The organism is Aminobacter anthyllidis, assembly GCF_018555685.1.
In the GTDB taxonomy this organism is placed as follows: Bacteria; Pseudomonadota; Alphaproteobacteria; order Rhizobiales; family Rhizobiaceae; genus Aminobacter; species Aminobacter anthyllidis.
On record NZ_JAFLWW010000001.1, the window covers coordinates 91,682 to 107,494 of the forward strand.

The 15,813-nt window shown below is 64.8% G+C and carries 16 protein-coding genes; 5 read left to right on the forward strand and 11 right to left on the reverse strand.

The features are described 5' to 3' along the window. Nucleotides 1–223 precede the first annotated feature (223 nt). From J1C56_RS00455 to J1C56_RS00475, 5 genes are read left to right on the forward strand one after another with little or no spacing between them, the layout of a single operon-like run. Nucleotides 224–1,216: an ABC transporter permease gene (locus J1C56_RS00455; RefSeq protein WP_214386595.1), complete on the forward strand. Its 993-nt coding sequence runs from the start codon at nucleotides 224–226 to the stop codon at nucleotides 1,214–1,216. Beyond that, complete coding sequence (locus J1C56_RS00460; RefSeq protein WP_214385066.1) at nucleotides 1,216–2,121, forward strand: ABC transporter permease; 906 nt, start codon at nucleotides 1,216–1,218, stop codon at nucleotides 2,119–2,121. The genes J1C56_RS00455 and J1C56_RS00460 overlap by 1 nt, the downstream gene beginning before the upstream one ends. Beyond that, nucleotides 2,118–2,948 carry an ABC transporter ATP-binding protein gene (locus tag J1C56_RS00465; RefSeq protein WP_214385067.1) on the forward strand — a complete coding sequence of 277 codons (831 nt, stop codon included), beginning with the start codon at nucleotides 2,118–2,120 and terminating at the stop codon, nucleotides 2,946–2,948. Before J1C56_RS00460 ends, J1C56_RS00465 begins: the two co-directional genes overlap by 4 nt. Next, entirely contained in the window at nucleotides 2,945–3,688 is a 744-nt protein-coding gene (locus J1C56_RS00470) for an ABC transporter ATP-binding protein (protein WP_214385068.1), read from the forward strand. Before J1C56_RS00465 ends, J1C56_RS00470 begins: the two co-directional genes overlap by 4 nt. Before the next feature lie 14 nt (nucleotides 3,689–3,702). Beyond that, the gene (locus tag J1C56_RS00475; RefSeq protein ID WP_214385069.1) at nucleotides 3,703–4,209 is read left to right on the forward strand and encodes a GAF domain-containing protein; all 507 of its coding nucleotides are present in this window, start codon (nucleotides 3,703–3,705) and stop codon (nucleotides 4,207–4,209) included. Between the two features lie 35 nt (nucleotides 4,210–4,244). Here the strand turns inward: J1C56_RS00475 and panD are convergent, their stop codons facing one another. The 11 genes from panD to J1C56_RS00530 form a co-directional block, all read right to left on the reverse strand. After that, a complete protein-coding gene (gene panD, locus J1C56_RS00480; RefSeq protein WP_214385070.1) occupies nucleotides 4,245–4,697 on the reverse strand; it encodes an aspartate 1-decarboxylase in 453 nt (150 codons plus the stop codon). Between the two features lie 31 nt (nucleotides 4,698–4,728). Next, nucleotides 4,729–5,712, reverse strand: a complete 984-nt coding sequence (locus tag J1C56_RS00485) for a beta-ketoacyl-ACP synthase III (protein WP_214385071.1) — start codon at nucleotides 5,710–5,712, stop codon at nucleotides 4,729–4,731. Continuing rightward, entirely contained in the window at nucleotides 5,709–6,974 is a 1,266-nt protein-coding gene (locus J1C56_RS00490; RefSeq protein ID WP_214385072.1) for an adenosylmethionine--8-amino-7-oxononanoate transaminase, read from the reverse strand. Before J1C56_RS00490 ends, J1C56_RS00485 begins: the two co-directional genes overlap by 4 nt. Continuing rightward, a complete protein-coding gene (gene bioD, locus J1C56_RS00495) occupies nucleotides 6,971–7,609 on the reverse strand; it encodes a dethiobiotin synthase (protein WP_214385073.1) in 639 nt (212 codons plus the stop codon). The genes J1C56_RS00490 and bioD overlap by 4 nt, the downstream gene beginning before the upstream one ends. Further along, complete coding sequence (locus J1C56_RS00500) at nucleotides 7,606–8,742, reverse strand: 8-amino-7-oxononanoate synthase (protein WP_214385074.1); 1,137 nt, start codon at nucleotides 8,740–8,742, stop codon at nucleotides 7,606–7,608. The genes bioD and J1C56_RS00500 overlap by 4 nt, the downstream gene beginning before the upstream one ends. Then, nucleotides 8,739–9,737, reverse strand: a complete 999-nt coding sequence (gene bioB, locus J1C56_RS00505; protein ID WP_214385075.1) for a biotin synthase BioB — start codon at nucleotides 9,735–9,737, stop codon at nucleotides 8,739–8,741. Before bioB ends, J1C56_RS00500 begins: the two co-directional genes overlap by 4 nt. 62 nt (nucleotides 9,738–9,799) lie before the next feature. After that, nucleotides 9,800–10,651, reverse strand: a complete 852-nt coding sequence (gene nadC, locus J1C56_RS00510) for a carboxylating nicotinate-nucleotide diphosphorylase (RefSeq protein WP_214385076.1) — start codon at nucleotides 10,649–10,651, stop codon at nucleotides 9,800–9,802. Nucleotides 10,652–10,654: 3 nt separating this feature from the next. After that, nucleotides 10,655–12,193 carry an L-aspartate oxidase gene (locus J1C56_RS00515; RefSeq protein ID WP_214385077.1) on the reverse strand — a complete coding sequence of 513 codons (1,539 nt, stop codon included), beginning with the start codon at nucleotides 12,191–12,193 and terminating at the stop codon, nucleotides 10,655–10,657. Continuing rightward, nucleotides 12,190–13,164, reverse strand: coding sequence for a quinolinate synthase NadA (nadA, locus tag J1C56_RS00520; protein ID WP_214385078.1), 975 nt, complete (start codon nucleotides 13,162–13,164; stop codon nucleotides 12,190–12,192). Before nadA ends, J1C56_RS00515 begins: the two co-directional genes overlap by 4 nt. 51 nt (nucleotides 13,165–13,215) lie before the next feature. Continuing rightward, the gene (locus tag J1C56_RS00525; protein WP_214385079.1) at nucleotides 13,216–14,160 is read right to left on the reverse strand and encodes an NUDIX hydrolase; all 945 of its coding nucleotides are present in this window, start codon (nucleotides 14,158–14,160) and stop codon (nucleotides 13,216–13,218) included. A gap of 284 nt (nucleotides 14,161–14,444) precedes the next feature. Continuing rightward, the gene (locus J1C56_RS00530; protein ID WP_214385080.1) at nucleotides 14,445–15,620 is read right to left on the reverse strand and encodes an ABC transporter substrate-binding protein; all 1,176 of its coding nucleotides are present in this window, start codon (nucleotides 15,618–15,620) and stop codon (nucleotides 14,445–14,447) included. Between the last annotated feature and the right edge of the window lie 193 nt (nucleotides 15,621–15,813).

The following is a 15,813-nucleotide window of genomic DNA, read 5'->3' on the forward strand; positions in this document are numbered from 1 at the left end:
TTTTGCTCCCATCAAAATTTTTTTGATCTAAGCAAAATTATTTGTATAGTCCAAGCAGAATTTTGCTCGACAGAAAACATCCGTGCCGCATCCGCGACGCGGCCAATGTGGTAGGAACAAAGACCGCGTGGCATTAGAAACCGACACCGCCGCAAAGGCGCTTCCAACAGGGCCCGGCGGCTCCTCGCGCAATGCGCGGCACGCCTGGAAAACGGTAAAGGGCGTGCTTGGCGTCCTCGTCGCCGTTGCCTTCACCTTCCTTGGCCTCCTTGCCATCACCTTCTTCATCGGCCGCGTCGTGCCGATCGATCCGGTGCTGGCCGTCGTCGGCGACCGGGCTCCGCGCGCCGTCTATGAAGCCGCGCGCATCGAAATGGGCCTCGACAAGCCCTTGATCGTCCAGTTCTTCCACTATGTCGGCAACGTCCTGACGGGCGATCTTGGCATGTCGGTGTCGACTGGGCGGCCGGTGGTCGAGGACCTCAAGCGCGTCTTTCCGGCAACGCTTGAGATGGCGACGATCGGCATCATCATCGGCGTGCTGCTGGGCGTGCCGATGGGCGTCTATGCCGCGAGCCGCCAGGGCAGCCTTATCGACCAGGTCATCCGGGTCGTTGGCCTGCTCGGCTATTCGGTGCCGGCGTTCTGGCTCGGCCTCGTCGGCCTGGCGCTGTTCTACGCCAAGCTGCAGTGGGTCGGCGGTCCCGGGCGAATCGACATTTTCTATGATGGGGTCATAGAGCCGGTCACCGGGTTGCTCCTGATCGACAGCCTGCTCGCAGGCGACACCGAGATTTTCTTCAACGCCCTGACGCATATCGCGCTGCCGGCCGCGGTGCTCGGCTTCTTCAGCCTTGCCTACATCGCCCGCATGACGCGCTCCTTCATGCTCGACCAGCTGGCGCAGGAATATGTCACCACCGCGCGGGTCAAGGGCGTCTCCGAGCGGCTGGTGCTGTGGCGCCACGCCTTCCGGCCGATCCTTGTGCCGCTCATCACTGTCATCGGCCTGTCCTATGCAGGTCTGCTCGAAGGTTCGGTGATGATCGAGACGGTGTTCTCCTGGCCCGGCATCGGCAACTACCTGACCACGGCGCTGCTCAACGCCGACATGAACGCCGTGCTCGGCTCGACGCTGGTCATCGGCGCGGTCTTCATTGGCATTAACAAGATTTCGGACGTGCTCTACCGCGTCCTCGACCCGAGGGCACGCTGATGGCGACGACACGTGACTGGCTTCTCGACGATTCGCCGTCCTCGCGCCTGCAGGCGCGTCTCGGCCGCAGCTACCGCCTGAGCCGCGCGCTGGCCCGCAACCCGCTGGCCATGGTCGGCGCGGTCATCGTGCTGACGCTGATTCTCGTGGCGCTGTTTGCGCCATGGATCGCCACCCATTCGCCCGTTGGCCAGGATCTCGCCATGCGGCTCAAGCCGCCGAGCTGGGACAACTGGATGGGCACAGATGAACTCGGCCGCGACATCTGGAGCCGCGTGGTCTACGGCGCGCGCATCACGCTGATGATCGTGGCGCTGGTGGCTGTGCTTGCCGCGCCAGTCGGGCTGGTGATCGGTGCCGTCGCCGGCTATTTCGGCGGCTGGGTCGACCGCATCCTGATGGGCATCACCGATATCTTCCTGTCGATGCCCAAGCTGATCCTGGCGCTGGCCTTCGTGGCGGCGCTCGGACCCGGGATCCAGAACGCCATCATCGCCATCGCCATCGCTACATGGCCCGGCTATGCCCGCATTGCCCGCGCTGAGACGTTGACCATTCGCAACTCCGAATTCGTCGCGGCGGTCGAATTGCAGGGCGCTTCGTCGCTGCGCGTCATCGTCAACCACATCCTGCCGCTATGCACGTCGTCGATGATCATCCGCGTCACCCTCGACATGGCCGGCATCATCCTGACGGCCGCCGGCCTCGGCTTCATCGGCCTCGGCGCGCAGCCGCCGCTGCCGGAATGGGGCGCCATGATCTCGCGCGGTCGCTCCTTCATTCTCGACCAGTGGTGGGTGGCGACGATGCCCGGCTTTGCCATCGTAATCGTCAGCCTCGGCTTCTGTTTCCTCGGTGACGGCCTGCGCGATGTGCTTGATCCCAAGCATGGAGATCGGCAATGAACGCGCTGCTTGAAATCCGAAATCTGAAGGTCACGTTCCCGACGGCGCGTGGTCCGGTCGACGTGGTCAAGGGCCTGTCGCTGACGCTTGGCCGCGAACGCCTCGGCATCGTCGGCGAGAGTGGATCCGGCAAGTCGATGACCGGACGCTCGATCCTGCGGCTGATCCGTTCGCCCGGCCAGGTCACCGCCGACGAAATGACCTTCAACGGCACCGACCTTCTGTCGCTTTCGGAAAAGCAGATGCGTTCGATCCGCGGCGCTCGCATTTCGATGGTCATGCAGGATCCGAAATTCTCGCTGAACCCGGTCATGACCATCGGCGACCAGATCGCCGAAGCGCTTCTGACCCACCAGAAGCTCGGCCGCAGCGACATCCGCAGCCGCACGCTCGCCATGCTCGAAGCGGTGCGCATCAACGACCCCGAGCGCGTGCTCGGGCTCTACCCGCACGAAGTCTCGGGCGGCATGGGCCAGCGCGTCATGATCGCGATGATGCTGATCCCCGAGCCTGACCTGTTGATCGCCGACGAACCAACATCGGCGCTCGACGTCTCTGTCCAGGCCCAGGTGCTCGAGATCATCGACGATCTGGTCAAGCGCAAGGGCATGGGCCTGATCCTGATCAGCCACGACCTCGACCTCGTTTCGGCCTATTGCGACCGCATCCTGGTGATGCGCAGCGGCGAGGTGGTCGAGGAGTGCGATGCCGGCGAACTCAAGAACGCCAAGCATCCCTATACGCGCGGCCTGCTCGCTTCGATCCCGCGCCTCGACGAAAGCCGCGACGAGCTCCCTGTCCTCGAACGTACTGGGGCTTCGACATGAACGCGCTGGCGATCGACAACCTCGACATCTCCTATGGCGATTCGAAGGTCACCCACGGCATCGGCTTCGAGGTCGCCGAGGGCGAGAGCTTCGCTCTCGTTGGCGAGAGCGGCTCGGGCAAGACCACCGTGCTCAAGGCCATCGCCGGCATGGCCAAGAGCTGGACTGGCTCGATCTCGGTCTTCGGCGAGCAGCGCACGCACGGCATCGACCGCGCCTTCGCCAAGCAGTGCCAGATGGTGTTCCAGGATCCCTATGGTTCGCTGCACCCGCGCAAGACTGTCGACGCGACGCTGAGCGAGCCGCTGACCATTCATGGTATCGGCAACAGCGGCGAGCGCGTCGACGAAGTGATGCAGTCGGTCGGCCTCGACCGCCGGTTCCGTTTCCGTTTCCCGCACCAGTTGTCGGGCGGCCAGCGCCAGCGCGTGGCGATCGCCCGTGCGTTGATCCTCAAGCCCAGGATGCTGTTGCTCGACGAGCCGACCTCGGCGCTCGACGTGTCGGTGCAGGCGGAAATCCTCAATCTGCTCAAGCGACTGCGCCGTGAGCAGGGGCTGACCTATCTGATGGTGACGCACAATTTGCCTGTCGTTTCGTTCCTGTGCGACCGTCTCGCCGTCATGCGTCATGGCCGCGTTGTCGAGGTTGCCAGCGTCGACCAGCTCAAGCGCGGCGCGCTTGTCGATACCTATTCGCGCGAACTGACCCGCTTCAGCGCGTCTCATCCCAAGACTTGAAATAGAGGTACATCATGACAGAGACCAATTTCGCCGAGGCGCTGGCCGCCTTCGATGCCGCCATTGCGACCACCACTGAAGTCGAGGGTGTGTGGAAGGCGCTGCAGGCTCTGGCCGACGTCGTTGTCGGCGCCAAGCTCTTCACCGTCATGAAGCTCGACTGGGCCACCGAGGTTTCGGGCCGCACCTACACCAGCCATCCGGATGCCTATCCGGTTTCCGGCACCAAGCCGATCAACCGCACGCACTGGTTCGACACGATCCACATCGCCCGTAAGCCCTTCGTCGCCAACACCATCAAGGACATCGCCGACGTCTTCCCGGATCACGAGACGATCTGGGCGCTCGGCTGCGGCTCGGTGCTGAACTGGCCGGTCTTCGTCGGCGACAAGCTGGTCGGCACCGTCAACATGCTGCACGAGGAGCATTTCTACACGCCGCTGCGCGTCGAGGCCGCCAATCACCTGTCGCTGGCCGCCAAGACCGCATTCCTGGCTGTCGAGCATCTCGAACGCCAGTAATCAACTTCGTCAGGCTGTATTGCGGCCTGACGCGGTCAATGACTGCTCACCAGCGCGGGGATAGGAAGCTTCGCGCTGGTCTCGTCCAGGATCGAAAAGCTGTAGCGTCCCAACTGGTCGCGCTCGACCGAATAGGTCAGCCGGTCAGCGATGCGATTGTCCTTGTCGAAGGTCAGAACGCGCGGCTTGAGCGCGGTAATCTCGCTTTCGTTCACATAGACCGAATTGCAGATGATGACCTGGTCGCCGGCCTGGCAGGTGCGTGCGGCTGCGCCATTGAGGATGCAGCAGCGCGAGCCGCGCTCGCCCAGGATCACATAGGTCGAAATCCGTGCGCCGGAACTCTTGTTCCATATCTCGACGAACTCCATCGGCAGGAGGCCGGCTTCCTCGCAATGGTCGGGGTCGAGCGGGATCGAGCCATGATAGTTGAGGTTGGCTTCGGTGACGTGGATGCCGTGCAGCTTGCCGGCGACGATCTTGCGCATTCTTCCTCCCTGATACGCCAGTCGGCGCCAGCTACATTCCAACCACCAGCGCACCGCCGGTGAGACCCGCGCCGGCCGCCGAAAGCAGCAGCTTCTCGCCGCGCTGGAACGGGTCCGTCTGGTGGGCCAGCGATAGCGAAAGCGGGATCGTCGCGGCCGACGAATTGCCGTAGTCGGCGATTGTCTTGACGATCCTGTCGTCGGAGATGCCGAGCGACTTGCCCACCGCGTTGAAGATGCGGGCATTGGCCTGGTGCGGCACGAAGCGGCTGACGGCGGCAGTATCCAGGGCCGCAGCCTTGAGCGCATCCATCGAGCAACGGCTCATCATCTCAACTGCCTTGGCGAAAACCGCCCGCCCGTCTGAAATGGTCATGCGCGTCTCGGCGATGTCGAGCTCGTCGGCGAAGGGCCGGTTGCTGCCGCCTGCCGGGATCTGGATCAGGCCGTAGCCCGCACCGTCTGATGCGACCGAGGCACCCAGGATGCCGTGGCCGGGATCGTCGGAGGGCGCGAGCACCACCGCGCCTGCGGCGTCGGCAAACAGCACCGCGCTCGCCCGCTCTGCCGGGTTGATGCGGCGGCTCAGGATATTGGCGGCGATGACCAGCGCCGGCTTGTTGTGCAGCCGCACGAAGCCGTCGGCGAAGGTCAGCGCATAGATGAAGCCGGCGCAGGCACCGGCGAGGTCGACCCCGCCGGCATTGTCGAGCCCGAGCTTGTGAGCGACAAGCGGCGCGCTCGGCGGCAAGAGATGATCCGGCGTCGACGTGGCGAGCAGCACGAGGCCGATGTCGCTTCGACCGATGCCGGCAGCCTCAAGCGCCATCTCGCCAGCCTTGGCCGCCATCCCGGACAGCGTGTCCTCGGGAGCGGCCCAGTAGCGTTGCCGGATGCCGGTGCGGCCTTCTATCCAGCCTGCATTAAGCCCGAGGCTCGCTTCGATCTCGGCGTTCTCCACCTTGCGGCCCGGTACATGGTGGCCGAAGCCGGCGATGCGTGCCGTTCGGCTCATCCGGCGCCGCCAGCAAGTTCGGCGGCCTCGTCGACGGCGTCATAAAGCCGGTCGAGTTCGCCTGATGTCACGCAATAGGGCGGCAACACATAGATGACATTGCCGAGCGGCCTGACCAGCAGGCCACGCTCAAGGAAGAACGCGCGCAGTTTCGGACCGACTTCGGCGAGATAGCCTGCCGTGCCGACACGCAGGTCGAGGGCCGCGATGGTGCCAGCCGTGCGCACATTCTCGAAGCGGGCGTCGTTTGCGAACCTCGCGACCTTCTCCGATTGCATGCGCGAAAGCGCCGCCACACGCTCGGCCACCGGCTCGTCGCGCCATATCTCGACATTGGCGAGTGCTGCGGCGCAGGCGATCGGGTTTGCGGTATACGAGCTGGAATGGAAGAAGGTCTTTGCCCGGTCTTGCGAGAAATGCGCCCGGAAGACCGCGTCGGTCGCAAGCGTCGCCGCCAGCGGTACCGAACCACCGGTCAGACCCTTTGATGTGCAGAGGATGTCCGGTGAAATGCCGGCCTGTTCACAGGCGAAAATCGTGCCGGTGCGGCCCCAGCCGGTCATCACCTCGTCGGCGATCAGCAATGTGCCCGACTTTTCGGCGATGCGCTTGAGTTCGCTCAGCACCCAGGCCGGATACATCAGCATGCCGCCAGCGCCGAGCACCAGGGGTTCGACAATGAGGGCTGCTGCCTTGTCGTCGCGCGTCATCGCCTCGAAGCGGTCGAGCGTCTCCTGCTCGCGGCCCGGGGCGGGGAAGGGGATGGTGTCGACCTCGAACAGCAGCGGGTCGTAGGCGGCGTTGAACACGCCACGGGCGCCGACGCTCATCGTGCCGATGGTGTCGCCATGGTAGCTGTGTTCCATGACGACGATGCGCGAGCGTGCGTCACCATTGTTGCGGTGGAAGCCGAGCGCCATCTTCAGCGCCACCTCGACGCTGGTCGAGCCGCTGTCGGAATAAAACACCCAGTCGAGTCCCGCAGGCGCCATATCGATCAGCGCAGTCGCCAGCTGTTCCGCCGGTTCGTGCGTCAGGCCGGCGAAGATCACCTGGTCGAGCGTTTCGGTGGCGTTGCGGATCGCTTCGATGATCTTCGGATGCCTGTGACCGTGAGTGATGACCCACCAGGATGAGATCGCGTCGAGGATGCGCTTGCCGTCAGCCGTCTCGACATAGGCGCCTTCGGTGCGCGCGATGACAGGCGGCACCGGCTCCGTCGCATGCTGGGTGAAAGGATGCCAGACTGCGGAACGGCTCATGGACTGGCCTCCAGGAAATCGGTGGCACTGAAGTTCGCGTGCATGTTCTCAGCAAGCGTTTCAGGCGTCAGCGGGTCGAGCCGCGGCAGGCGGCCGAGCACGCGCACCTTGCCCATCTCGGCGATGGTGCGCTGGGTATCAGCCATTTCGTCGCCGATGAAGGCCACGCCCAGCAACGGGACCGCGCGGCTGCGCAACGCCTCGATGGAAAGCAGCGTGTGGTTGATCGTGCCGAGCCCGGTGCGGGCGCAGAGCACGACGGGTGCTTGCCAGCGCGCGAAGACGTCGATGTAGAGCGTGCGCCGGTTGACCGGCACCATCAGCCCGCCAGCGCCTTCGATGATAAGCGGCCGTTCGTTTACGGGCAGGGCCAGCGCGTCAGCATCGATCTCGACGCCGTCGAGCTCGGCGGCGCGATGCGGCGACAATGGTTCCTTCAGCCGCCATGTCTCAGGCAGCACCCGATCCGCAGATAGGCCAGCGAGCCGGGCGACGATCTCGCTGTCGGTCTCCTCCTCGATGCCAGACTGAACCGGCTTCCAGTAGATTCCGTCGAGCAGGGCGGTGAGACCTGCCGCGAACACGGTCTTGCCAATGCCGGTGTCGGTGCCGGTCACGACGATACTGGCTGTCATCGCGAGCATTCCTCTGAGAGTGCCGCAAACAGCGCCGCAACATCGTCTTCGCTTACATTGAGCGTCAGCGAGATCCTGAGCCGTGCCGTGCCTTCCGGCACCGTCGGCGGGCGGATGCCGCGCACATCGAAGCCGCGTGCCTGCAGTGCCTCCGCCAACGCCATGGCCCGGGCATTGTCGCCGATGACGATGGGCAGGATCTGCGATCCGCTTGGCTTGAATCCCAGCGCTTCCGCCTTGGCGCCAGCCAAAGCCACAATCTTCGCCAGCCGCTCGCGGCGTTCGGGTTCGTCGGCAACGATGTCGAGTGCTGTCGCCGACGCCACCGCCATCAGCGGTGAGGGCGCCGTGGCGTAGATGAAGGGGCGGCAGCGGTTGATGAGATAGTCGCACAGTATGGCCGGTGCGGTGACGATCGCGCCCGAGGCGCCGAGCGCCTTGCCGCAGGTGTGCAGCACAACGACATTGTCGCGGCCTTCCAGGTGATGCGCCAATCCGCGCCCGCCAAGGCCGTAGACGCCGGTCGCGTGCGCCTCGTCGACAAACAGGAAGGCCTCGTGCCGATCGGCGACGGCCATCAAATCGTCTAGCGGGGCGCGGTCGCCGTCCATGCTGTAGAGGCTTTCGGCGACGATCCACGCACGGCCAGCACCGCCACTGGCGCGCCAGTTTTTGACCGCGTCGTCCACCGCGTCGGCATCGTTGTGTTTGGCTTCCACCACCTCGGCGCGACCGGCGCGCGCGCCTTCATGGGCGCTGGCGTGGATCAGCTCGTCGAGCACGACCAGGTCGCCTTTTTGCGGCAGGGTGGTGAGCACGGCGAAGTTGGCGACATAACCGCCGCCGAAGAACAGGGCGCGTTCGGAACGGAAGAACTTCGCCGCCTTTTCCTCCAGCGCTTCGTGCTCGGGGCCGTTGCCGCGCAACAGGCGCGAGCCGGTGGCGCCGACCGGCGTGCCATTGGCAAGTGCTGCGGCAACCGCGTCTGCCATGCGCTTCGAGCCGGCGAGGCCGAGATAGTCGTTGGAAGCGAAATCGAGCCCGGCGCGGCCGCTCAGCGAGCGCAGCCGGCTCTTCCGGGCCAGCCCGCGCAGACTGGCCTCGTAGCGGTCGAGCAAAGCTCGTCCCGTCACTCCGCTCCGCGCTCCATCGGCTGGATGCCGAGGCGTCGGAACAGCGCTGTGTCCTTGTCTTCGCCTGGATTTTCGGCGGTCAAAAGCGTGTCGCCGACGAAGATCGAGTTGGCGCCGGCAAAAAAGCACAGCGCCTGCATCTCGTCGCTCATCGCCGTGCGCCCGGCCGACAGGCGCACGTGCGACTTCGGCATCATGATGCGGGCGAGCGCTATGGTGCGCACGAACTCGATCGGCTCGATCGGATCGGCATCGCCCAGCGGCGTGCCTTCGATCGGGATCAGCATGTTGATCGGCACGCTGTCGGGATGCTCTGGCAGGTACGCCAGCGTCACCAGCATGTCGACGCGGTCGGCCTTTTCCTCGCCCATGCCGACGATGCCGCCGCAGCAGACCTTGATGCCGCTGTCGCGGACATTGGCGAGCGTATCCAGCCGGTCAGCGAACGTACGGGTGGTGATGATCTCGTTGTAGTAGCGCTCGGAGGTGTCGATGTTGTGGTTGTAGTAGTCGAGGCCTGCTTCTTTCAGCCGCTGCGCCTGGCCGAGATCGAGCATGCCGAGCGTCATGCAAGTCTCCATGCCAAGATCCTTCACGCCCTCGATCATGGCGACGACCGCGTCCATGTCGCGCTCCTTGGGGCTGCGCCATGCCGCGCCCATGCAGTAGCGGGTGGCGCCGGCGTCACGCGCCTTCTTGGCTTCGGCCAGAACGCGCTGCACTTCCATCAGCTTGGACGCCTTGAGGCCGGATTCATGGCGCGACGACTGGCTGCAATAGCCACAATCCTCGGGGCAGCCGCCAGTCTTGATCGACAGCAGGCGCGAAAGCTGCACCCGGTTGGGGTCGAAATTCTCGCGATGGACAGTCTGGGCCTGGAAGATCAGGTCGTTGAAGGGCAGGTCGTAGATCGCCTGGGCATCCGCGCGGCTCCACCGAGGGCGTGCCCCGGTCAGCGGTTCCGCAGCTGCGTTCAGGTGCAAATCGGCGTTCATGCGCTCTCCATTGCCAAGACGTATCGTTGCCATACCCACCCGGGGCGGGACCATTGCCCCGGTCAGGCGGCCGTGTCCAGCCCAATATCGAGGATCGGGGCGCTGTGCGTCAGCCAGCCGACCGAAATCAGGTCAACGCCGCTGGCGGCGATGGCGGGTGCGGTGGTGGGGTTGACCCGGCCCGAAGCCTCGGTGATCGCCCGTCCGCCGACCATTTTCACGGCGGTTGCCAGCATCTCAGGCGACATGTTGTCGAGCAGCACGGCGTCGACGCCAAGCGCCAGCACTTCGTCCAGCTGGCCGAGTGTGTCGACCTCAATTTCGATCTTCACCAGATGCCCGACATTGGCCTTGGCTCGCTCGAGCGCCTGCTTCACTCCGCCTGCTATGGCGATGTGGTTGTCCTTGATCAGCACGGCGTCGTCGAGGCCGAAGCGGTGGTTGGAGCCGCCGCCAGCGCGCACCGCGTATTTCTCCAGCGCCCGCAGGCCGGGCGTCGTCTTGCGGGTGCAGACGATGCTCGCCTTGTGGCCACGCACGGCCTCGACGATGCCGGATGTGGCGGTGGCTATGCCGCTGAGATGGCAAAGGAAGTTGAGCGCCACGCGCTCGGCGGTCAGCAGCCCGCGCGCCGGTCCGCTGAGCGTGGCGATCACATCGCCGGCCACAAGCCTGCTGCCATCAGGCATGGCGACCTTCATCTCGATTGAAGGATCGATCAGCCGAAAGGCGAGTGTCGCCAGGTCGAGCCCGGCAACCACGCCCGGCTGGCGCGCGGCGAGCACGACTGTCGCCCTGATATCGGCGGGCACGATGGCGTCGGTGGTGATGTCGCCAGCGCGGCCGAGGTCTTCCAGCAGTGCGGCCCGAACCAGCGGTTCGAGCATGATCTGGGGCAGGGGCGAGAGGTTCATGTGTCAGGCGCTCCGGGCAAGCGGCTTGAGGTCGAGTTCGGCGGCAATCTTTGATGCTGCGTCGAGCGTGAGCGTCGAGCGGCGCGCGACAGCGCTCCGCGTCGGATAGTCGGCTCGGCAATGGGCGCCGCGGCTTTCCATGCGGCCGAGCGCCGAGATAGCCATCATCAGCCCGACCGCCGCCGGATCCGCGCAGGCATCAGTCCCGCTCGCCAGCGGCCAGAGGGTGGAAGCCGCGTCCCGCAGGCCGTCACCGTCGCGCAGCACGCCAAGCGCGGGCGAAACGATGTTCCGCACGACGATCGGATCGGGGCGGTTCGGCATTTCAATCGGCAATGCCGGCCCCACAGGGCGGATCGCCGCGCTGGAAACGCTCTTTGCCACCCAGCTGGCCATCACCACGGCCTCGGTCAACGAATTGCTGGCGAGCCGGTTGGCACCGTGCAGGCCAGTCGAGGCGACTTCGCCGCAAGCCCAGAGACCCGCCACCGAGCTGCGGCCCTCCGCGTCCACGGCGATGCCGCCCATATGATAATGCGCCGCAGGTCGAACCGGGATCGGATCGACTGCAGGGTTGATGCCGGCCTCGTGGCAATAGCCCGCGATCGCCGGGAAGCGCGTGGCGAAGTTTGTGCCGAGACAGGCGCGGGCGTCGAGGAAAACGCGGTGCCCCCGTGCCAGATGGCGATAGACGCCGCGCGCCACCGCATCGCGCGTGCCAAGTTCCGCGCCTGGCATGTCGGCGAGAAACCGCCTGCCGGTCTCGTCGATCAGAATGGCACCTTCGCCGCGAACCGCTTCGCTGATCAGCCGCATCGGGCGTGCTGCACTGTCGAGTGCTGTTGGGTGAAATTGCACGAATTCGAGATCGGCGAGTTCGGCCCCCGCGCGCGCGGCAAGCGCCAGGCCCTGGCCAAAGCAGCCGAGCGGATTGGTCGATTGATGGAACAGGCCGCCGACTCCACCGGTGGCAAGCACGACGCGGCTTGTGGCCAGCACAATGGCACCCGACATTCCAGCGGCAAGGACGCCTGCGATGGCGCCGCCTTCCAGAAGGAGCCGCCGGGCCTCGAAACCCTCGATGACAGTAACTGAAGGCGTTCGCCTGACGGCGGCTACAAGTGCGCGCATCAACGCGCTGCCGGTTGCGGCGCCGGCCGCGTGGACGATGCGGCGGCGGCTATGCGCGGCCTCCAGGCCAAGGCTCGGCTCGCCATTCGGCATCAGGTCGAAAGCGACGCCGAGACGTCTCAACCTGTCGATCGCCGCGGGCGCTGCTTCGACGATCCGACGAATCACAGCTTCGTCGCACAGGCCGTCGCCGGCGGCGAGCGTATCCGCAATGTGGAGCGCGGGGCTGTCGTCCGAGCCGATGCAGGCAGCAAGCCCGCCTTGCGCGAGCGCGCTCGATGCCTCGGCGCCGAGCGGTGCCGCCGACAGAAGCACGACCGGTTCAGGCGCCAGTTCGAGCGCGGTCATCAGCCCGGCCAGGCCACCGCCGATGATTATGGAACGGCCCGCGAGGTCGCGAAAGTCGCTCATACCGTCAGCATCCGCTCGACAGCCAACCGGGCGCGGACGGCAATGGCGGGATCGATTGTCACCGCATGTTCGTTGCGTTCCAGGGCGGAGCGGATGTTGCCCAGCGTGATCCGCTTCATGTGCGGGCAGAGATTGCAGGGCCGGATGAATTCGACATCAGGGTGCTCGACGGCGACGTTGTCGCTCATCGAGCATTCGGTCACCAAAACGACGCGGGCGGGTTTCTCCCGGCCGACATAGTCGGACATCGCTGCTGTCGAGCCGGCGAAATCGGCCTCGGCGACGACCTCCGGCGGGCATTCCGGGTGAGCCAGCACCGTGACGCCGGGATGGGCCGCGCGCATCTCGCGAATGTCGGCTGGAGTGAAACGCTCATGCACTTCGCAATGGCCCTTCCAGGCGATGATCTCGACATCGGTCTGCTTGGCGATGTTCTGTGCCAGATATTCGTCCGGCAGCATCAGCACGCGCGGCACGCCGAGCGATTCCACCACCGCCTTGGCATTGCCCGAGGTGCAGCAGATGTCCGATTCCGCCTTCACCGCGGCAGACGTGTTGACGTAGGTGACGACAGGCACGCCGGGATAACGCTGGCGCAGCAGACGGATGTCTGCCGGCGTGATCGAATCCGCCAGCGAGCAGCCGGCGGCCATGTCGGGGATCAGTACGGTCTTGGACGGGTTGAGCAGCTTCGCCGTCTCGGCCATGAAGTGCACGCCGGCGAGCACGATCACATCGGCCTCGACCTCCATCGCCTTGCGGGCCAGTGCCAGGCTGTCGCCGACGATGTCGGCCACGCAATGGAATATCTCGGGGGTCTGATAGTTGTGCGCCAGAATGACGGCGTTGCGCTCGCGCTTCAGCTTCAGGATCGCATCGATGTCGCCGGAAAAAGCCGGCCACTCGATGGCGGGAATGACGCGTTGGACGCGGTCATAGAGCGAGGCGGCGGAGAGGGGCATGCCAGACATCGTCATCCATATGCTTAGCATGAGCATAAGCACTGTCAAGCGGCAATTGGATTATTTGGTTCCGGCGACCGCGTGCTCGTCGAGAACAGCGTGGCGGAAACGGAACAGCTTTGCCGGCCGGCCGCCGGTGTCGGAACTCATTTCGCCAGTTTCTTCAACAAGATCCTGCTGTTCGATGAGACGGCGGAAATTCTGCTTGTGGACAAGCAGTCCGGCCAACGCTTCCACGGCGCGCTGCAACTGCAGCAAGGTGAAGGATGGCGGCATCAGTTCGAACACCACCGGGCGGTATTTGATCTTGGTCCTCAGCCGGGCAATGCCGGTTGCCAGGATGCGCCTGTGGTCGCCAACCATAGGCTTGCCGGGCATTGCAGGTGCGTCGCCGATGTCCTTTGCCCGTGCGGCCTCTTCGACAAGACCTGCCTCGAAGAGCAGTTCGTAGCGCTGCAACACCAGTTCTTCGTTCCATGGGCGACCGTCGAAACCGAACGCGCTTCCAGCGCGGCGCAGGCGATTCTGGCGCTTGTCCTGTTGCTCCGCCGTGTCCGCCCACTGGCGCAGGCGTGGCACGATGAGCTCCTGGATGATGTTTGGCGCGCCGGTGCGATGATCCTCCCAGGGGAAGAACTCATACCAGCCGCGCCAGCTGCCCGGCGGCGTTCCGTGCGCCGGCTCGACGCGGGTCAGGCCGAGGTAGCTGATCGAGATCACCCGGCCAGCCGGCCCGTCGCTGCCGCGGTCTCGGTCGGCGAAGGTATAGAGCTGCTCGATGTAGCCAAGCGGATGCCCTGTCTGCTGCTCGACCCAGTTGCGCAGGCCCGATTGCAGTGAGCGGTGGCCGAGTTCGAACGGTCCGGAGGGCAGGGCGGCTGCCTCCTTGATCGTCAGCACCACCGGGTTGCCGTTGGGGGCTGCAACAAGCACCGCGATCAGGTCCGCGCTGATCGCGTGGCGCTCGGTCGCGCTTTGTTGGGTAGCCCCTGGTGTATCCCGCATCTTGCCCTGGTTGGTTCCGGTTCGTCCTCATCGGAAGGCCAGTCGGATCAAAGGTCAACACCCAATCACCTGCCGCCGACTTCTGCTGTACGCAGTGCCTGGCAGTTATTGGCCTGTAGGAACAAGAAAATCCACATTGTGGGCGGGATTTATGCGTGACGCAGGGTAACAGCGTACTTGCCGGCCGCGAGTTTGTATCGCTTTGAGCGGAATGAAGATTTGACGGAAGGCACGAGGGTACCCGGCATGGTCGAGCGCAACCATGCCGGGTCGAATGCTCAGTGCTAGTCGGCTGCCGGCATCTTGCAGTCGGCAGCGTAGCTGTCGCTATGGGCGGTCAGCACCTTGGTGTCGGTCTTGAGCACCATCTTGCCGTCGGCGCCCTTCTCGGCCTTCAGCGAATACCAATCCTGCACCGGGTGCTGGTTGGGGCCGAACTTGAACGATCCGCGCACCGAAGGGATTTCCTGGGTCAGCAGCGCCTTGCGGAACGCCGGCAGGTCGTCGACGCCTGCCTTTTCGAGGCCGGTGCCTATCAACAATGCCGCGTCATAACCCTGCGCGGCATAGTACGTGATCGGCCGGTCGCCGAACTTGGCCTTCCAGGCGGCGACGAAGCTCTTGTTGACCGGATTGTCGAAGTCGTCGTTCCAGTGGCTGGTGACCTTCACGCCTGCTGCCGCGTCGCCCACCGCGCCGACGATGACCTGGTCGAGGGACGCCGGATGGACGACCATCGGGATGTCCTTGAGCAGGCCTGCCTGCTGGTACTGGCGCATGAAGGCGATGCCGAGCCCGCCCGGCTCGAACTCGTAGACGACGTCGGGCTTGGCGGCACGGATCTGCGCCATCTCGGCGGCGAAGTCGGTCTGGTCGAGGCCGGTGTAGGTCTCGCCGACAACCTCGCCCTTGTAGAAGCGCTTGAAGGCGCCCATCGTTTCCTTGCCGGCCTGGTAGTTAGGTGCAATCAGGAAGGCCTTCTTGTAGCCGAGCGACTGGGCGAGCGCGCCAGCGCTTTCGCCTTGGCTGTCGTCTTGCCAGGAGCTGACGAAATAATTCGGGTGGCAATCCTTGCCGGCGAAGGTGGCGGACGCGGTGTTGGCGCTGACATAGATCGCATCGCCGTCGAGGATATCGGGCAGGGCTGCAAATGCGACGTTGGCGAAGACCATGCCGGTGAACAGCTTGATGCCCTCGTCGCTCAACATCTTGTCGGCGATCTGCTTGGCGTTGCCGGGCTTGAGGCCGTCATCCTCCACGACGAGTTCGACGTCCTTGCCGCCGAGCTTGCCTTTGTTTTGCTCGATGGCGAGCTGGAAGCCGTCTCGGATATCCTGGCCGAGATAGCCGGCCGGCCCCGAAAGCGTGGTGATCATGCCGATCTTGAGCGGGTCTTCGGCATAGGCCGCGCTGACGGACAGTGCCATGATGGCCGCCGACAAAATTCCCTTGAAATGCATCAGATTTGTTCCTCTTCCCCAAAGTTTCCCCCCGCTCCAACTCAGCTGCCGCAATTCTGGATCGCGAGATGTGCTGAGCCTTTGCAGGCAAAAAGGTGTTTCAAAGGGAGGGCAGCAGGCAGGCGGCCGCACGCTTTCCCGAGGCTGTGGCGTCAGCTCACAACCTTCGTTCAAGATAGAGACCGCAAGCAAC